The organism is Gallaecimonas aegicerasi (assembly GCF_045291545.1).
Classification (GTDB): Bacteria; Pseudomonadota; Gammaproteobacteria; order Enterobacterales; family Gallaecimonadaceae; genus Gallaecimonas.
This window is the reverse complement of record NZ_CP149514.1, coordinates 1,597,397-1,615,132: the sequence shown is the minus strand read 5'-3', so window position 1 is coordinate 1,615,132 and position 17,736 is coordinate 1,597,397. Positions and strand designations below refer to the sequence as shown.

The following is a 17,736-nucleotide window of genomic DNA, read 5'->3' as shown; positions in this document are numbered from 1 at the left end:
GTGTGTTGCTCGCTAAGGGCTTTTTTCTATGAAAAGGCGAGTGCATGTCGGCAATATATGGTGCTTTTTTAGGCTCCCCAATCGGCATTGGCTTGTTTTTTCATGCGAACTGGCGTCAGTGCGGCGTGTTGTTTAGGGACACGTCGTGCTTTATAAAAAACGGTACAACAACATAACGTGCAAGAGTTAAGCATGCTGCCAGTGGCTACTGACGAACCAAAACAGCTTGATTGCCAGCAATTACACCGAGATGGGTATGTTTTGCTGCGCCAGGCGGTGCCAAAGGCGTGGCTGCCGGCCCTTCGCGGGGCCTTTGATGCGGGCGTTAAGGCTTCTCACCTGTGGCCGGTGCCGCGTGGCGTAGAGTGGCGCCATTCGCAGCTTGACCTTGACCCTACCGTACAGGCGGTATGCCGTCTGCCAGAGGTGCTTGCGGCGGTTGGCGAATTAATCGGCGAACGCTTTTTTCTGTCTCAGGTGGAAGGGCGGGAACCGCTGGCAGGGGTAGGGCACCAGCAGCTGCACCGTGATATGGCCGCCGAACGCCCGGGTGACTCGGTAACGGCGCTGGTGTTTCTTGATGACTTCGGTGCACATAACGGCGCCACTCGGCTGGTGCCGGGAAGCCACCGCCCGGCGCCGGGGCAGCAAGTTGATCTTGCCGATGAATCCCACTCCGTCACGCTTAACGGCCAGGCTGGCGACATTCTGGTGTTTGATGTTGACCTGCTGCACGGCGGCAGTTGTAACGTTACCGGAGCGCGCCGACGGAGTATGCTGGCTGGCTACTTTGCGGAAAATTTATATCAGGCCCACCAGCAAAACATAGCGTTGCGGGGTGTTCGCATGGATACTTCGCAGCGCTTTGAACCGTAAAAAAGGAACCATAGACCTGTGATGACGCTCCCCAAACTCGATTGCATGGCATTAATGAATGGCATTGAAAATTTTGTCAGTGAATTTGACCGCATCCAACTTTACGAGAACTTTGGCCCGGTTACGGGGCAAGAGCTGATAGACCAGTTTGGCGTCCAGCTCAGTGCCCTTGGCCCTGTCGATCAGCCCCTCGATTGCTTTTACCATTTCATTGTGAAGATACAAAACAGGCCAGATAACCTGGCTGAACAGGTTAACAAGGTCTTTGCCGGATACTATGTCAGCCAATGCCCGGGTGAAATATGAGCGCTGTGATTTGAGCCTTTATCGCAATCATTATGGCTGGCACTGTGTTTGAAGCCTTGCTGACCCTGGTGGTAGCCACCGCACTTCTGTTGGGTTCACCTGGCCCGGCACCACTGGCATTAGCTGGCACCAGTGCGGCTTTTGGTGTTCGCCGGGGGTTACCGTTTTTGCTCGGTATACTGACCGGGTTGCTGGTGGCTATTGTCGGCGCCAGTGCCGGCTTGGCAACCTTATTACAGGCTTACCCGTCAGCCCGTTTGAGCCTGCAACTGCTGGCCGGCGCCTATATCTGCTACGTGGCTTTTAAAATTGCCCTGGCACCGGTGGTGGTGACTGGCCAGCAAGCCGAACAAGCGGTGCCGCGCTTTATTGACGGCTTTATGCTGAATTTGTTGAACCCCAAAGCTTATGCGGCCTTTTTTGCCATTTTCTCGCAGTTTTTGCTGCCATTGCCTTCGGCTAACATGGCGTTAGTGGCTACGGCGGTGGTTTGCCTGCTGGTGGCCACGCTGGTGGATTTTGCCTGGCTGTGTTTTGGCGGGATACTGGGGCCATTGTTTCGCCGGCCGCGCCAGGCACGCATTGTCAGAGTGAGCTTTGCGGTGCTGATGGTGGCTGCTGTTGCCTGGGCTTTGTGGCAATAAAGCATTTTGTTACGCTCAGGCTTTCTTACTGAACTGAGGCTGCCATGCCACTGACGTTGTACCAGGTTGATGCCTTCACTGACCGGCTTTTTGCCGGCAACCCTGCTGCCGTATGCCCGCTGGAACAGTGGCTTGATGACGCCACCTTGCAGGCCATTGCCGAGGAAAACAACCTCTCGGAAACGGCCTTTTTCGTACCTGCAGATAACGGTTATCAACTGCGTTGGTTTACTCCGGAGGCAGAAGTTGACCTGTGCGGCCACGCGACCTTGGCCGCTGCCCATGTGTTGTATCAGCACTTGGGTTATGACGCAGCCCAACTGGCTTTTTTTACCCGCAGCGGCACGCTCACCGTTAGTCGTACGGATAATGGCCTGACGATGGATTTTCCCGGTACTATGCCACAGCCGGTAGTAGCACCGCAGGCGCTGGTGGCGGGCCTTGGGGCTGTGCCCGCAGAGGTACTGGTAGCCTTTGATTATGTTGCTGTTTTTAAAAGCGAAGCCGAGGTGCAGGCGCTTACGCCGGACTTCATGACGCTGCGCCAGCTTGATAAGCGCGGGGTGCTGGCTACGGCGCCTGCCGAGCAGGGCGGTTTTGTCAGCCGCTGCTTTTTTCCAAAATTGCAAGTGGATGAAGATCCGGTAACCGGCTCTGCTCATTGCGAGCTGGCACCTTACTGGGCCAAGCGGCTGGGCCAGACAGTATTGACGGGGCGGCAGCTGTCTAAGCGCGGCGGGCAGGTGCATTGTGAGGTTATTGGTGACCGTGTCAGGCTGACTGGCCAGGCGGTAGATTACCTGCAGGCAACCTTGCAACTGTCAGTGTCATAGTTCCAAGATTGTGGGCAGGCCTCACAATAAAAAACGGCTCGCCAATGCGAGCCGTTTTTTATAAGTATTCACCCTACGAGGCTTTTTGTTCCCGGCCATTAATTTCGATTCTGGCCAAAATCACCAGCAGTTCTGCCAGCATATAAAGCGCGAGTGGGTAGATAAACGTCAATGGCATCACTGCCCCCAGGATGGGTGAGCCAAATAACGCTAATAAGTTCAGCAGCAGCAATATTCCACAGGCAAGTACGGCGAGAGTTTTCATGGAAATAATAGCCACGTTCAGTACTTTGTAGCCATTTTCAGCCAGTTGCGGTCCCTTTGTGCTCATGTGTTTTCGTCCTTTTTTATTCCGTCTTAAACCACGCCAAGCCATGCTATTGCAGTACGTTGCTTCAACGTGGCGGCTTTTTATTGATTTGTATATTGCAAGTGAATTGTAATGAAAATGTTTCATTTAATCTTATTTAAACAATTTCACCGTTGCAACTGTTTGCTTGATTATTCATCAAGCTGTCATTGCGCTGCTGAGAATTGCCACGCATCATAACGGCCTTTCGAGAATTGGCCGGTGGAGTAGTAGTGGCAAAAACGCACTTGGGGCTCAAAGCGATTGCCGTACTGGAAGCTGGCAAGGGTATTCTGGCGCTACTGGTGGGGTTGGAGCTGCACCACCTGGGTGGGCAGCGCCTGGCGCAGTTATTTGAACAACTGCTGGCATTGCTGCACCTGAGTGTTGCCAGCCCATGGCCAGCGATGGTTGACCAACAGCTGCGTAACCTCAGCGGCAGTAACCTGACGCTGATCATGGTGGGTACCACCGCTTATGCCAGTATTCGTTTTGTTGAGGCTTTCGGGCTTTGGCGTGCCTACCTGTGGACGGAGTGGTTTGCACTGTTGAGCGGGGCGGTTTATCTGCCTTTTGAAGTCTATGAGCTGGCTACCCGCCAAAATCTGATAAGCCTCGGGGCATTGGTGATCAACTTATTGGTGATTGCCTATATGTACTGGGTGATCCGCAGCGACCATTGACCTACCTCTAACGATTTGTAACAGCTTATTTACCCTTTCCGGGCGCCCTTGCGGTATTGTTTTGCACGGATAAAACAATCAATAAAAGGGGTCACCTATGACAACCGCGCGTCCGCTGCCCAAACTGGGCCTGGCTAAAATTATTCCGCTGTTGGTGATATTGCTGCTGGCCATTGTGGCTTTTGGCAGCTGGTTTACGGTGGACCAGGGCGAGCGTGGTGTGCACCTGCGCAATGGCCGGATCATCGGCGTAGCCAAGCCGGGGCTGGGTTTTAAACTGCCGCTGGTGGATAAAATCGTCAAAATCTCTACGCAGACTCATACCGTGGTCTATCAGAAGTTGCAGGCCTACAGCCGTGATCAGCAACCGGCAACGATCCGCGCATCGGTGACGTTCCGGGTACCCGACAGCAAAGTTGCTGACTTGTACGCCAACTTTAAAAACATCAACTCCATGGTTAACCGCCTGGTCGACCGTCAGGTACCGACTCAGGTAGAAAACATCTTCGGTCAGTACACGGCCATTTCTGCCGTACAGGAGCGGGTGAAGTTTGTTATGGACGTTACCCAGGCCATCAAGGATGCGGTACATGGCCCTATTGAAATCAGCTCTGTACAGATTGAAAACATCGACTTTTCCGCTGCCTATGAAAAATCTGTAGAAGACCGGATGCGCGCCGAAGTGGAAGTGCAGACGCAAAAGCAGAACCTGGAAAAGGAACGGGTTAGCGCACAGATCGCTGTAACCAAAGCTCAGGCTCAGGCTGATTCTCAGCTGGCCAGAGCCAAGGCCGAAGCCGAGGCGATTCGTATCAAAGGTCTGGCGGAAGCCGCGGCCATTAAAAGCCGGGCGGATGCACTGGCCAACAACAAGGAGCTGATTGCCCTGACCAAAGCGGAAAAATGGGACGGCAAACTGCCCGCTACCATGCTGCCCAATACAGCTATTCCGTTTATTGACGTTAAATAATGACGCTGCAACCCGGGATCCGCTGGGCCACCGCGCTACTGTTGATTGGCTTTATCAGCCCGTTGTTACCGCCGTTACTGGTAGTTGGGGCGGCCTGGCTAATGCCTGACAAGGTCAGCTGGCAGACCCTGCAGCAAGCCTTTATGGCCGGGGCGCTGATGGCGGCCATTGGTGTTATACCGCTATTGTGGCAGGTTAAAGGTTACCGGCTGGCACGGTTATGGGTGGTGGCGGTACTGTCCACCTGGCTGTGGTTTGTCAGTCAGCCTTCAATAGACGTAAGCCATTGTAGTACCTCGCCAATGATAAACCTGCAGGCGCTCATCAAGCACTGCCAGAAACACTGAAAAGGGCGCCAGCAGGCGCCCTTTTTTGTGGTAACAGCGGCGTTTCTTAGAGTTCGCTGTTCCAGGTCGGCAGGTAGTTTTTCAGGGCCTGCATGGCAGAGCTGCCAACATAGCTGACAGCGGCCAGCTGATCCATTGAGGTGATCGGCCGGGCATTGACGATGTTCTGAGCTGCGGTTTTGTTCAGGGCTGCATTGACATCCAGCTCGGTGAACGAGGCGGTGTTAACCATGTTCAGGATGCTGCTGGCTTGTGCTGCAGTGAAGTTAACGCCTTCCCAGGTACCGTTGCTGACTTTGGCGCAGTTACTAGCGTAGCTGGCGTTGCAGTAGGCATAGTCAAAGTGGCCTTCAAACTCAGAAGCGGTTTGAGCGTCGTGGATGATGACAATGTTTTCGTCGTTACTAAAAGCAGCAGAACCACTGAGGTTGTGCGAGCCGGTCAGTACGCTGTTGTCGACGATCAGGTATTTGTTGTGGAACATGTCACCGTCTTTAAGGTTGGCCATGCGCACGTCAACGGGGGTGGTCCAGGGGTTGTTGGGGGCGCCGGTGTAGCTGTCGGTTTCCGGTACGCCTTTGGTGTTCATTTTTTCCTGGCCAAGCATGTCCAGAAACTCGGAGTAGTAGCGGGAGAAGAAGCTGCGATCACCCACACCTTCGATGTTGACGCCGGCTTGTTCACGCAGCTGCATGGTGTCGGCCAGATCTTGGGCGCTGAACACGAACTGGGCTACGCGAATGCGGGTTTGCGCAGTGGCCAGCAGGGCCTGGATGTTATAGAGCGTGGAGCCCTGATAAACTGTCGGCGATTGTGGCGTGAACTGCACATCAATGGCGATGTGGTCGTTGTTGGTATAAGCGGTTTGCATCTGGCTGGCAGGTTTACCCAGGCCAAATTTGGAATCCAGTGCACCGCCAGGGCCGTCACCCCACATCAGGTTGAACTGATTGGTATAAATGGTCGCCAGTTGATTGGAATCGATAATGACAATGTGGTTGTCGTTACCATCGCTGATCAGGTTACCGTTGGCATCCAGATCACCGTGAATACCGGATTGGGTAAAGTTACTGCTACCGGTCAGGACCCACTCGCCATCAACAATCACAAATTTGTTGTGCTGGATGTGCGAACCAGCACTGCCGTTGGCGGTGTCGTCAAGCCAGGGAACACCGGCATTGTTAAGAATGCCCAGTGCCTGCGCGTTGTCAGCGCCGGTGTTGTCGTTGTCGGTAATAAAACGCACGGTAACACCACGTGCTTTGGCGTTGGCCATGGCGTTGGCAATACCGGGCAGGTCCAGATCGTAGACTGCCATATCCAGGGTGCTGTTGGCGGTGTTGATCAGCGCAATGATCTTTTGTTCCAGATCGGTTTGTTGTGCCGGCGGGTCAACCGGGTGGTTGAAGAAGACTTTGATGTCATCAGCCTGTGCCAATGCAGACAAGCAGACAAGCAGTGAGCCCCAAATAAGTTTTTTCATTTTTGTACCTTGTCATTATGGTGCCGGGAAGTGGCCCGGGTATGGTACGGGTGTATTATTTCGGTTTTGTTTCGGTTGTTACAAAAACTCAGGAATAGGGCTAGACGGGAAACTGAACTATCCTTGAATCAATGGTTTGACCCAAGCAATGGACTGGCTGTGGAACTTCACTATGATGCGCACCTTGTCAAAATTGCGGTTGAGTCAATTGATCCTGTTGCTGGCCATTTCCGGGGTACTGGTGACCCTGGCCAATACCTACATCGCCAGTTACCGGGTGCAGCGTGAGCTGCTGATCGCCGGTAGCCTGCAATCGCAGCGTATTTTTGCCAGTAAACTGGCCGACCTCACTGCCCGCTACTTCGACATAGTGCAAACGCAGCTGGCGTTTAGTGCCCGGGTTATGGCTGGAAAACTGCACGACCAGCCGCTACTTGCGGCCGAGAGTCAGCGGCTGCTGCGGCAAAATCAGTTATTTGATGAAGTGATGGTGCTTAATGCCGCCGGTGAGCCACTATTGGCCCGGCCTTTGGCGCAACAGCGCCATCCACCTTGGCTTAACCGCCCCGCACTCAAGGCGGCTATTCGCGCCAACAGTGACTACTTGTCGGAGCCCTTTAGCCGCCATGGCCAGCGGGTACTGCTGATGGCGGTCCCGGTGTCCGATAGAACAGGGCAACCAGCCGGGGCGCTGATCGGCACTATCGGCCTGGATGACGGCCTTAACGCCCGGTTGGGATTGGCAGGATTCGATGATGGCAGCACCATGGCGTTAGTGGATAGCCATGGCCACTGGCTTTTTCACCCCGATAAACAGCAAATAGGCCAAACCGCGCCGCCAGAGATACGCAACAGGCAAGGGCAGCTGAACGACAGCAGCGTGGCCAGTCGCCGCGACGATGACGGCGTACTCATCGGCTATGCACCGGTGCAGGGTTTGGGTTGGGCGGTGGTGTTTCAGCGTTCGCGCCAGGCTACACTGGCCGCGCTGGACCAACAAATGCGCCATGTGGTGTTCAGTAGTGCACTGGTCGCGGTGCTGACGCTGGCTCTTATCGGCTTTTTTTCCTCTCTGATCTCAAGGCCTTTACGGCAGCTGGCAGATGCTGCCCGTAATATGAGCGACAGTGGCTTTCGCAAGGCTCTGGAGGCCGTACCGCAGTGGTACGTAGAAGCGGCCGTGTTACGGCGGGCCTTATTGCACGGCGCTGACCTGATGCACGAGCGCATTGGCGAGCTGAACCAGGCCAGTATTACCGACCCGTTAACCGGGCTTTATAACCGCCGCGGCATGGACGGTATTTTGCAGCAGCTTGAAAAGCACCGAACGCCCTTTGCCGTGATCGCGCTGGATGCGGATTACTTTAAGCAGGTCAACGACCGTCATGGCCATGATGTGGGTGACGCGGTACTCAAAGCCCTGGCACTGCAAATGGAATCGGTGTCGCGCAGCGCTGACTTGCTGTGCCGTAGCGGTGGCGAGGAGTTTTTAATTATTTTGCCCAACACCCAGCTGCCGGAAGCAACCACAGTGGCAGAACGGTTACGCCGAATGATGGAAAACACCCCGCTAGAGCCTGTGGGTATTGTTACCTTGTCGCTGGGTGTGGCGGCCTGGACACCCGGCCGGGAAGGAGCTGATGCGGTACTGAAAGCGGCTGACAAAGCCCTTTATCAGGCTAAAAATCGCGGCCGTAATCAGTTGGTGGTCAGTGGCGTTTAACGGGCATTTGGTCGTCTGCGACTAGCCAGTGGCCAGGGCGCTTTCCTATACTGGCGGCTCGGTTTTCTCACTTTGTGTAACCATGACTGACGCACTTAGCCGCTACCGTGCTGCCTTTGCAGCCTGTAGCAACAGTACCGCACGTAATCGTTCCTCGTCTTTAAAAGCACAACTGCAACAGTTGGCCGATGCCACAGGCGCAGATGAACGCGCAGACGTTTATGGCCAGGGTGCGCTTATCAATGACTTTGAACAGCAACTGGCACAAATGTGCGGTAAACCGGCAGCGCTGTTTTTGCCCAGTGGCACCATGGCGCAGCCGATGGCCTTGCGCATCTGGGCCGATCACAAGCGCAGCCCTTATGTGGCCATGCATGCTACCAGCCACCTGAAACTGCATGAACATAATGGTTTTGAAGTCTTGTATGGCCTGAAAGGGGTGACGTTAGGCAAGGCAGATCAGGTGCCGCAGTTAACCGATTTGCAAGCCGCCAGTAGCGACCCGCTGGCCGCCGTGCTCTTGGAGTTGCCGATGCGGGAAATTGGCGGCCAGTTACCGGCCTGGCCAGAGCTGGTAGCGCAAAGCCAGTGGGCACGAGAGCAGGGCATTGCGCTGCACTTGGACGGTGCCAGGCTGTGGCAGTGTCCGGCGGCCTATGAACGGCCACTGGCTGACATTGCTGGGTTGTTTGATTCCCTTTATCTCAGCTTTTACAAGGATCTCGGTGGTATTGCCGGGGCCGCACTGGTGGGCGAACAGTGGTTTATCGACAGTGCCCGCATTTGGCTGCGCCGTGCTGGCGGTAATCTCTACAGCCTGGCGCCGTATGTAATAGCCGCCCGCCAGGGGCTGGCAGAGCATCTGCCGCAGCTGCCGGCGCGGCGTGACAATGCCCGCTGGCTCGCCGGGCAGCTCAACCAACTGCCGGGTGTGCAAACCTGGCCAAAAGAGCCGCAGACCAACATGTTCCGGCTGCGCATTGAAGCCGATGCCGAACACTTTTTAAACCGCGCCGCCGACTGGATGGCCGCCCACAAGTTGGCACTGATCACGCCGCCTTATCGTATCAGCGCTGGTTTGTTGTGGTGTGAGCTCACCATTGGCGATGCCTTTGACGCTCTGCCGCGTAGCCAATGGCAAGAGGCTCTGGCCCGTTTTGGCCACGAGGTGCTGAGCTAATCGCAGGCAGCACTGCCAGCCTTACCGGAAGCAGGGTAAGGCGCCAAGGCGGGCACTTTACCCGCCTTGAGCATTATGGCGCTTTATTATCAAGCACTTGGCCTAAAGGCTGGGGTATAGTAAGGCCCTGTTTTCTGTAAGGCTAAGCCGATGCTCAACATGCTGCTGATTGCCACTGCCCTGCTGGTGGCGGCGTACTTGGCTTTTTCTCCTCGCTTACGGCGCTCTTCTTGTTGGAAAGCCACGGTGACACCGCTGGCGTCTATTATGGGCAGTGGTTTTTTGGTCAGTGCACCGCTGTTGGGGCTGACTGTCGGCAACTACGCTGTACTGTTTATGGCCATGCTATTGCTGCTGGCCTACATGGTTGGCGGCGCCATCCGTTTTAATATTCGCCACTTTGAGCCGGTAGCAAACCGCCATGGGTCGGTACAGCATATTGCGCTGCTGTCGCGGATGGTACTGGCGGTGGCTTATTTCATCTCGGTCACTTACTACCTGCAATTGCTGGCGGTTTTTCTGCTCAAAGCCGTGGGCCTACGCGGTGAGCTGTACGCCAATCTGGTTACCACAACTTTGCTGCTGATCATCGGTGGCGTGGGTATGTGGCGGGGGCTTGGGCAGCTGGAAAAAGTGGAAAGCTACGCCGTCAGCCTGAATCTTGGCATGATCACCGCACTGCTGCTGGGGCTGGTGCTTTATAACAGCAAGCTGTGGCTGGCTGGGCAGTGGCAGCTAAGCCAGGTCAGTTCGGAGATTGACTGGCATGACATCCGGGTGTTGCTGGGGCTGCTGATTGTGGTGCAGGGGTTTGAAACGTCCCGTTATTTGCAAGAAGAGCACAGTGCCAACGAACGGGTGGTGACCATGCGTTATGCCCAGTGGTTGTCATCGGGGATCTACCTGTTGTTTATCGGTCTGGTAACGGTGTTGTTCCAGACGCAAATGACAGCCGATGTGACCGCCATTACCACCATGATCACGCCGGTAGCGGTGGTGTTGCCATTGATGATTGCCATAGCCGCGATTGGCAGCCAGTTCAGTGCTGCCGTCGCCGATACTTCCGGCGCTGGTGGCCTGATTGCAGAGATCGTTCATCACAAACTGCCGCCCCGTTACGCTTATTTGGCGATCACCCTGGTTACGGTATTGCTGACCTGGGAAACCAACGTTAATGAAATCATCGCCTATGCATCACGGGCCTTTGCTCTGTTCTACCTTTTGCAATCAGTGGTGGCGCTGATGCTGGCATGGCAGACTCCAACGCTACATGGCCGCAAAACCAAACTGCTGCGTTTTGGCTTTTGTGTGCTGGCCTGTGCCTTGGTATTTGTGCTGGGTCTGCCCTCAGAGTAAGGTGAAAAAAACAGCGGAGGGTGCAATGAAAGCAATTGGCGTGCTGACGACGGTACTGCTTTTAGCGGGATGTAGCACCACTGTGCTTGATTGTCAGTATAAAGCCTGGCGTCAGGACGGTTTTCAGGATGGCCTGGGTGGCCATTACCCTCGGCTTGATTACCTGCAAAGTGCCTGCCCACTGCATTTTTCCGGGGCTGATTATCTGGCCGGCTGGCGGGACGGTAATCAGCAGTTCTGCCAGTCGGTGCTGCATGACCAAAGCAAGAGCTGTCGCGACTACATGACCCCGCGCGATCAGAGCCTGCCACCAGAGCTGACGCCGCCGCCCTGGTGGCAGAGCCGCACTCACCGTTAATGTTCGGTGAGCGTATCAATCAGTGTGTCGATTTCGATCAGTAAGAGATCCCGGGCCTTGGCAAACTGTGCCTGCAAGGCGGCATCCTGGCCGTTGTCGGTGATCACGGCGGCCGCCAAGCGGTGCACATTATCATGCAAGGAGCGGATGGTCTTGAAGCGGCTGAGCGTGCCGTACTGGGCCATCCCGGCGGTGGCATACCACTGACCAAACCCGCAGTGATGTGGGTCCAGGTGTAGATCTTCGGGGATCTGCTCCGCGCCGATGCACTGCATCACCCTTTCTGACCACTTTTGGTGGGCTACTTTGGCCGCCCGTAGCGCCGGTAACGGATGCAGGGCGGGCAGGGTCTCACTGCGCCATTTCGGGGCTTGCAGCCATTGCTGCCGCCACTGTTCAAATTGCCCGGCAGGCATCGGCTTGGCAATGCCGTAGCCTTGTGCCAGCCGGCAACCAAGTTGGCGCAGCAAGCGGGCATGCTCAATGGACTCAACCCCTTCGGCAATGACCGAGCGGTTAAAGGCATAGGCCATATTGATGATGTTCTCGACGATACTCAAATCGTTCGGGTCATCAAGCATGTCACGGACAAAACTCTGGTCGATTTTCAGGGTATCAATCGGCAGGCGGCGCAGGTAGGTCAGCGACGCATAGCCGGTGCCGAAGTCGTCCAGGGCGGTGCGTACCCCCAGCAGTCGGCTCTGGTGCAGTACCCGGGCCGCCAGATTGAGGTCATGCAAGGTGGCTGTTTCAACAATTTCCAGCTCAAGAGCATCCTTAGGCATCTGTGGGTAACGGGCCAAGGTATCTCTGAGGTGCTCAATAAAGCCGTGCGACAGCAAATGTGCGGCACTGATGTTGATAGACAGGGTCAGCTGCCAGCCTTGATCGTACCAGTCGGCCAATTGGGCACAGGCATTATCCATAACCCAGTTGCCAAGAATAATGTCCAGTTCGCTGCCCAGCAGGTTGGGCAGAAAATCACCAGGCAGGCGTAGCCCCTGCTCAGGGTGCTGCCAGCGGATCAAGGCTTCTGCTCCGATGATCTCGCCACTGTTGAGATCAACCTTGGGCTGGTAGAACAGGCGCATTTCATTGTTGATGATGGCCTGATGCAGCCGACTGATACCGCTTTGAGCCTGATCGGCGCGTTGGCTGGCTTCTACATCAAAGACCCGGAATTGGTTCTTGCCGGCCTGTTTGGCCTGATACATCGCCTGATCGGCATGGCGAAGCAGAATATCCGCGTCGGCATTGTCGTCAGGGAACAGGGTGACACCGATACTGGCTGACACCTGCAACTTGTGGCCGTCGATGACCACCGGGGTGCGGATCGCGTTCATCAGCCGTTCCAGTGGTGTGGCCAGGTTGACATGGTGTTCCTCTTCACTGAGCAACACCACGAACTCATCACCACCGAGGCGCGATACCGTGTCTGACTGGCGCAGCACGTTTTGCAGGCGCTGGGCAATTTCTACCAGGAGTCGGTCACCGGCCTGGTGGCCATACAGGTCGTTGACGGGCTTAAAGCCGTCAAGATCAATAAAGCAAATGGCAATACGTTCGCTGTTGCGCTCGGCGCGGAGCATTGCCCGGCTCAGCAGTTCGTTCAGCAGCCGCCGGTTCGGCAGGCCGGTCAGCGGATCATAGTGGGCGATGTGTGCCAGCTCGGTTTCATGGGCCTTGATCTGGCTGATGTCAGAAAACACTCCAATGTAATTTTTAAGCTGGCCTTGGGCATCCCGTACCATCGAAATAGCCAACAGCTCTGCGTACACCTCACCGGACTTGCGGCGGTTCCAGATCTCTCCGCGCCAGCTGCCACTTTGTTGCAGGCATTGCCACATATCGTCGTAAAACTGCTGGCCCTGCAGGCCGGAGGCGAGAATGCTAGGGTCCTGGCCGCAGATTTCTTCCGGTTCATAGCCGGTGATGCGAGTGAAGGCGGGGTTGACGTCAATGATGCAGTTTTCAGCATCACAGATCATGATGCCTTCGTAGCTGTTTTCAAACACGCTGGCGGCTAATTGCAGCTGGGTTTCGTTGTGTTTGCGTTCGGTAATATCAACGAAGGTGGTGACCACGGCGTAGGGCTGGCCGGTATTTTCATCCAGTAATGGCACGGTGTTACCGCTGAGCCAGCGCAGCTGCTCTTTGACATAAATTCCCATGACCACATTAACCAGCGGCCTGCCGGTGCGCACCGTCACCTGACTGGGGTGCTGGTCGGCTGCGAAGGGACGCATATCCTCATGCACTGCACCGCTGGCCAGTTCTGGCCAGGAGCTGGCCAGCAACTGTTCGGCACTGAGTCCCAGCATGGTCAGCGCGGCATCGTTATAAGCCAGCACCTGGCCTTCCTTGTCACGGGTGACAACACCTTCGCTCAGGGCTGCAACCAGTGAATGGTAGAGCCGCTGGCTGTCGCGCAGCGCTTTTTCCCGGGCCTGGCGGTGGCTGATGTCTTCAGTGACACCCAGATAACCGCTCAGTAAGCCCTTGGCGTCGAATATCGGGGTAATCGTCAGGGCCACCGGGAAGGTATGGCCATTTTTGTGGCGGTGGGTCCAGTGCCGCTTTTCCACGCCTTTTTGTTTGATATGACCCAGTAATACTTCCTGATCAGTAACCGGCCGGCCCATTTCTAGGGTCAGCTCTGCGCGACGTTGTTCCAGCTCTTCCGGTACATGCAATATGGCCGGTGTGGCTTTACCGACCAGCTCCTCGGCACTGTAGCCAAGCATACGCTCAGCACTGCTGTTGAGGCTGCTGATGATGCCGTCAGTGTCGGTAGTAATAAAGGCATAGGTAGCGGCCGCATCCATGATGCTGCGTTGCAGTGCTTCTGTCGTGCGGTACTGATTACGTAGCCGCCGGTAACGCCGGGCGGTAATAAACAGCGCCAGAATAATCGCCATTTGTACCAGGATGGCGGCAATCAGAGTGGCGGTTTGGTCGTTGCGCAGCTGTTTCACTTCGGCGACTTTGGCATCCACCAATTGCTCCAGGCGCTGCTGATAGTGCTGGTTGTCGGCGGTCTGGATAAAGGAATTGCTGCGATCGATCACCATCGACAGCAATAATGTCTGGCCATTGAACTGATAGGGCCGTGAATAGACCGCAACCGGCTTGAGAGTGCCGTCTGCCAGGCGATGGCGGAAGAGGAAAAAGTGGCGTTTTTCCTGCTTGGCTAACTGCCGCTCGGTGTTGATTTGCGCCGGGCTGAGGCTGTTGATTTGATTAATGTTTTTTTGCTGTAACTGCGGCTGGCTATAGCCATAAAACTCCGCAGCAGCGGCATTGGCTTTAACAATGTTGCCGCTGGCCGGTTCAACCAACAGCATCGGTACGTTGGAGCGGCTAAACAGCGTCGAAAAGTCAGGCTCCGCCGGGCTGGCATAACTGCTGGCCGTCAGCATCAGCAGTGCTGTTGTCAGGAACTTAGCTAACCGAGCAGTCATCGGAAAAGACATGTCGTTGATGCATGGTTGTTATATCAGTGTTTTATGAAAGCTAGCAAAGAATGCCGGGCTCTGTAAAAAGCTGGCGCCCGCCTAACGCGGGCGCCGATGCTCAGTTGGCGCTGCCAGGATGTGGCTTGGGATATTGGCGATTGATATCCAGCACCTTGGCATAACGGCTGTTCCACAGCTGCTGGTGCAATTCAGCCAGGCGTTTAGCCATTTTCGGGCTGTTCATCACCACTTCCAGGTTCCGGGAGTTATCCAGATAACCGCCTTCCCAGTTACTGGTGCCAAGCCAGGCGATTTTGCCGTCGATGGTCATGGTTTTGGTGTGCATCACCCGCGCATAGGGAATAAAGCCCTGGCTGGCCTGGGGCAGGGTGACGATTTTGACGGTGACATTTGGCAGTACCTGCAGGCTTTTCAGGTAACTGAGCTCCGGCTCTTTGGTGTTCCAGTCGGCCACCATCAGCTCGATTTTGACGCCACGTTGGGCGGTGCGGCGGATAGCATCATCAATCACGGCGTAGTAAGGGCGGCGGCCAGTGGCATAAGACAGCGGCGCATATTCCATCACCTGGATCAGCACCTGATGCTGCGCTTTGTCGAGCAGCCGTGGCAGCTCTGACTGGGAATCTCCAACGCCTGGCGGGTTATAGGCATTCGGGCTGGCAACCAGATAGGCCGGTTGCTGCTCATTGGCCAGCACCGGCTGTTGGTTCAGAACCGGTACGGGTTTACCCGCCGCCAGCAGTTGTTGGGCTTGCCAGTCAATATTAAAAATGGCCTGGATCTGGCTGACCATGGGCTGTTCGGTGATCCGCAAGCCGGCTTCGTGAATGTGCTTGAGTGAACGCCAGTCAAAGTTCTGGCTGCCAACATAAGCGGCTTTACCGTCAATCACCATGTATTTGGCATGAATGATGCCGCCACCGACCTTGTTGTAGTCAATCAATCGGAAGGTCAGGTTGGGAATGGCCTTGAGGGTTTTGATGGTGGCCGGGTCGGCGGCGCGCAGGCCGTGTTGGTCCATCAAAAAACGAATTTTAACACCGCGCTGCCCGGCTTGGCGCAGGTGCTCAATGACGGTGGCCAGTGGCTCTCCGGCCTGGGAGGAAACATAAAACTGGGCAATGTCGATGCGTGTTTTGGCACTGTCGAACAAACCATCCCAGACGGTGACGGGGTCTCGTAAGTCCGGGTTTGTCAGGGTTGTTTCGACAGGCGTGGTGTAGACCAGCTCAAAACCAGGGATGGTAAATTTTGCATGGGCACTGAGGCTCAGTAACAGCAGGGGAAGCAAACGTTTTTTCATTAATTCAAGCTACCAGCATCATGGTTGGCTGCTACCTTAGCAGCAAAAAGCACCGGCGTCAGAGCCTATCGTCCAGAAGTTGCAGCATTTTTTCACGCATCCGATAGGTTTGCACTTTTCCGGCAGCCGTCAGCGGAAACTGGCTGACAAAGTGAAAGTACTCGGGAATTTTCACCTGACTGAGCTGCCCGGCGGCAAACTGGCGCAGGCTATCGGCACTGAGCGAGGCGCCATCCGTCGCCTGTACCCAGGCACATAATCGTTGGCTGTCGGACTCGCCGGGCAGACCAAACACCCGTATAGCTTTTACCTGTGGATGGCGTTGATAAAACTGTTCAATTTCCCGCGGCGAGATGGCCTCACCATCGCGCATGATAATGTCTTGCGTGCGGCCAACAATTTCCACATTACCGTGCTCGTCCATGACGCCAATATCGCCGGTGTGCAGCCAGCCGCTGCTGTCAATATCAGAGCTTGAACCAGGCGGCCAATAGCCTTGCATCAGGGCATAGCTACGCACACAGACTTCACCGCGAACCCCACGGGGCACCAGCTCGCCATGGCTGTCGACCAGTTTGACCTCCTGATGCGCCGCCGCCCGGCCGACGGTTCCCTGAGCCGGCACCAGGTGCCCCAAGTGATTAATGGCGCCAGACTCGGTTTGCCCATAGGCCATGACCCAGGCTGGCCCTGAGGCGAGCTGTGCCTGCACGGCGCTCGGACATTGGGCACCCACCATTACCCCTAATCGCAGGGCGGCTGGCCAATGCTGGCCCCATTGTGCTGCCAGGGCTTCTACGGTGGCAGGAAAAGCCATCAGCACGCTGCATTGCTGGCGCTGGCAGATGTCCGCGATGGCCGTACTGTTTTGCCCCGGCACCACTGCCGTGGCGCCCTGGATCAGGCTGAGCATGGGCCCCAGCACCAAGCCAAAACAGTGGTAGAACGGCAGGCTGTGGCAGATGCTGTCAGCACTGTCGATGCCCAGTTCCATGGCCACCAGCCGGGCATTGTTAATAATGCCAAAGTGGCTGTGTATTACCGCCCGGGGCTGCTGAGTACTGCCCGAGGTAAATAACACCACGGCCGGGTCACTAGGTTGCAAATCCAGGGCGTCAAGGGCGGCAATTTCTTCTGCGCTGGTGTCAGTCATCAGCCAGTCAAAGGCTAATGTTCCGGGCCGTACACCATGGCAACTGACCAGGTGCCGTAGCCGCGGCGCCGTACGGCTGTATAACGGTTGGCTGGCATCTTGGCGAGCCAGCTCTGGAAGCAGGCTTAACAAACGGCCAGTGCTGTCGAGCTCGGGGGCGTAAAACAGAATACTGGCACCCACTTGTGTTAGCGGGCCAAGCAGTTCCTGAACTTCCAGGTGTGTACTTAACGGTACAATGATGGCGCCGAGGCGGGCCGCCGCCAACTGGCACAACAGCCACTGGCAACAAGGCGGTGCCCACAAGGCAATGCGGTCACCTTTTTCAACGCCCAGGCGTGCCAGGCCAATTGCCAGCCGGTCTACCTGTTCTTTTAAGGTGGTGTAATCCCAGTGGATCTGTTGCTCAGGGACGATAAGCGCAGTCTGCTCGGCATAATGGCGGGCCTGGCGGCGCAGGCAATCGCCCAATGTTGCCTGCAACAAGGGAATACTGGCGTCGCCGACGAAAATACTGTCATCAAGCGCCATGCGCCTGAGCTCCTTCTCCTGCAATCTGATTGCAAGATTTAGCACGGCCAGCCAGCCGCTACATTTAGGCTTTTGTCTAATGAGCACAATGGCACCGGCACTTTTGACCGGCGAAACAGTAAAAGCTTAGGTAGCTGAGTTACTTAAGTGGCCATGATGGCGCTG

The 17,736-nt window shown here is 55.8% G+C and carries 16 protein-coding genes; 11 read left to right on the top strand and 5 right to left on the bottom strand.

The features are described from left to right. The first annotated feature begins 192 nt into the window (after positions 1 to 192). From WDB70_RS07920 to WDB70_RS07905, 4 genes are read left to right on the top strand one after another with little or no spacing between them, the layout of a single operon-like run. Positions 193 to 876 carry a phytanoyl-CoA dioxygenase family protein gene (locus WDB70_RS07920; RefSeq protein ID WP_406663153.1) on the top strand — a complete coding sequence of 228 codons (684 nt, stop codon included), beginning with the start codon at positions 193 to 195 and terminating at the stop codon, positions 874 to 876. 18 nt (positions 877 to 894) lie between these two features. Beyond that, on the top strand, positions 895 to 1,182 hold the full coding sequence (locus WDB70_RS07915; RefSeq protein WP_406663151.1) for a hypothetical protein: 288 nt from the start codon (positions 895 to 897) through the stop codon (positions 1,180 to 1,182). A 32-nt stretch (positions 1,183 to 1,214) separates the two neighbouring features. Beyond that, positions 1,215 to 1,826, top strand: coding sequence for a LysE family translocator (locus WDB70_RS07910; RefSeq protein WP_406663149.1), 612 nt, complete (start codon positions 1,215 to 1,217; stop codon positions 1,824 to 1,826). A gap of 44 nt (positions 1,827 to 1,870) precedes the next feature. Next, complete coding sequence (locus WDB70_RS07905; RefSeq protein WP_406663147.1) at positions 1,871 to 2,659, top strand: PhzF family phenazine biosynthesis protein; 789 nt, start codon at positions 1,871 to 1,873, stop codon at positions 2,657 to 2,659. Positions 2,660 to 2,732: 73 nt separating this feature from the next. Here the strand turns inward: WDB70_RS07905 and WDB70_RS07900 are convergent, their stop codons facing one another. After that, positions 2,733 to 3,116: a hypothetical protein gene (locus WDB70_RS07900; protein ID WP_406663145.1), complete on the bottom strand. Its 384-nt coding sequence runs from the start codon at positions 3,114 to 3,116 to the stop codon at positions 2,733 to 2,735. Positions 3,117 to 3,241: 125 nt separating this feature from the next. Here WDB70_RS07900 and WDB70_RS07895 point away from each other — a divergent pair, with 125 nt between their 5' ends. The 3 genes from WDB70_RS07895 to WDB70_RS07885 all read left to right on the top strand — a co-directional run bounded on the left by WDB70_RS07895 (position 3,242) and on the right by WDB70_RS07885 (position 5,008). Beyond that, positions 3,242 to 3,691: a DUF2127 domain-containing protein gene (locus tag WDB70_RS07895; protein WP_406663143.1), complete on the top strand. Its 450-nt coding sequence runs from the start codon at positions 3,242 to 3,244 to the stop codon at positions 3,689 to 3,691. A 97-nt stretch (positions 3,692 to 3,788) separates the two neighbouring features. Beyond that, positions 3,789 to 4,661 (top strand): SPFH domain-containing protein, encoded by an 873-nt coding sequence (locus WDB70_RS07890; protein WP_406663141.1) that lies wholly within the window; start codon positions 3,789 to 3,791, stop codon positions 4,659 to 4,661. After that, complete coding sequence (locus WDB70_RS07885; protein WP_406663139.1) at positions 4,661 to 5,008, top strand: hypothetical protein; 348 nt, start codon at positions 4,661 to 4,663, stop codon at positions 5,006 to 5,008. The genes WDB70_RS07890 and WDB70_RS07885 overlap by 1 nt, the downstream gene beginning before the upstream one ends. 46 nt (positions 5,009 to 5,054) lie before the next feature. On the opposite strand, the gene WDB70_RS07880 is transcribed toward WDB70_RS07885, so the two are convergent. After that, positions 5,055 to 6,491, bottom strand: a complete 1,437-nt coding sequence (locus WDB70_RS07880; RefSeq protein WP_406663137.1) for a phospholipase D-like domain-containing protein — start codon at positions 6,489 to 6,491, stop codon at positions 5,055 to 5,057. Positions 6,492 to 6,639: 148 nt separating this feature from the next. Here WDB70_RS07880 and WDB70_RS07875 point away from each other — a divergent pair, with 148 nt between their 5' ends. The 4 genes from WDB70_RS07875 to WDB70_RS07860 all read left to right on the top strand — a co-directional run bounded on the left by WDB70_RS07875 (position 6,640) and on the right by WDB70_RS07860 (position 11,108). Beyond that, positions 6,640 to 8,214 carry a diguanylate cyclase gene (locus WDB70_RS07875; RefSeq protein WP_406663135.1) on the top strand — a complete coding sequence of 525 codons (1,575 nt, stop codon included), beginning with the start codon at positions 6,640 to 6,642 and terminating at the stop codon, positions 8,212 to 8,214. 82 nt (positions 8,215 to 8,296) lie between these two features. Further along, positions 8,297 to 9,394: a threonine aldolase family protein gene (locus tag WDB70_RS07870; protein WP_406663133.1), complete on the top strand. Its 1,098-nt coding sequence runs from the start codon at positions 8,297 to 8,299 to the stop codon at positions 9,392 to 9,394. Positions 9,395 to 9,544: 150 nt separating this feature from the next. Then, positions 9,545 to 10,750, top strand: coding sequence for a hypothetical protein (locus tag WDB70_RS07865; protein WP_406663131.1), 1,206 nt, complete (start codon positions 9,545 to 9,547; stop codon positions 10,748 to 10,750). A gap of 25 nt (positions 10,751 to 10,775) precedes the next feature. Then, positions 10,776 to 11,108 (top strand): hypothetical protein, encoded by a 333-nt coding sequence (locus WDB70_RS07860; RefSeq protein ID WP_406663129.1) that lies wholly within the window; start codon positions 10,776 to 10,778, stop codon positions 11,106 to 11,108. On the opposite strand, the gene WDB70_RS07855 is transcribed toward WDB70_RS07860, so the two are convergent. The 3 genes from WDB70_RS07855 to WDB70_RS07845 form a co-directional block, all read right to left on the bottom strand. Next, complete coding sequence (locus tag WDB70_RS07855; RefSeq protein WP_406663127.1) at positions 11,105 to 14,581, bottom strand: EAL domain-containing protein; 3,477 nt, start codon at positions 14,579 to 14,581, stop codon at positions 11,105 to 11,107. The genes WDB70_RS07860 and WDB70_RS07855 overlap by 4 nt on opposite strands. A 100-nt stretch (positions 14,582 to 14,681) precedes the next feature. After that, the gene (locus WDB70_RS07850; protein ID WP_406663125.1) at positions 14,682 to 15,887 is read right to left on the bottom strand and encodes a phospholipase D-like domain-containing protein; all 1,206 of its coding nucleotides are present in this window, start codon (positions 15,885 to 15,887) and stop codon (positions 14,682 to 14,684) included. Positions 15,888 to 15,945: 58 nt separating this feature from the next. Then, positions 15,946 to 17,571, bottom strand: coding sequence for an AMP-binding protein (locus WDB70_RS07845; protein ID WP_406663123.1), 1,626 nt, complete (start codon positions 17,569 to 17,571; stop codon positions 15,946 to 15,948). Positions 17,572 to 17,736 lie beyond the last annotated feature (165 nt).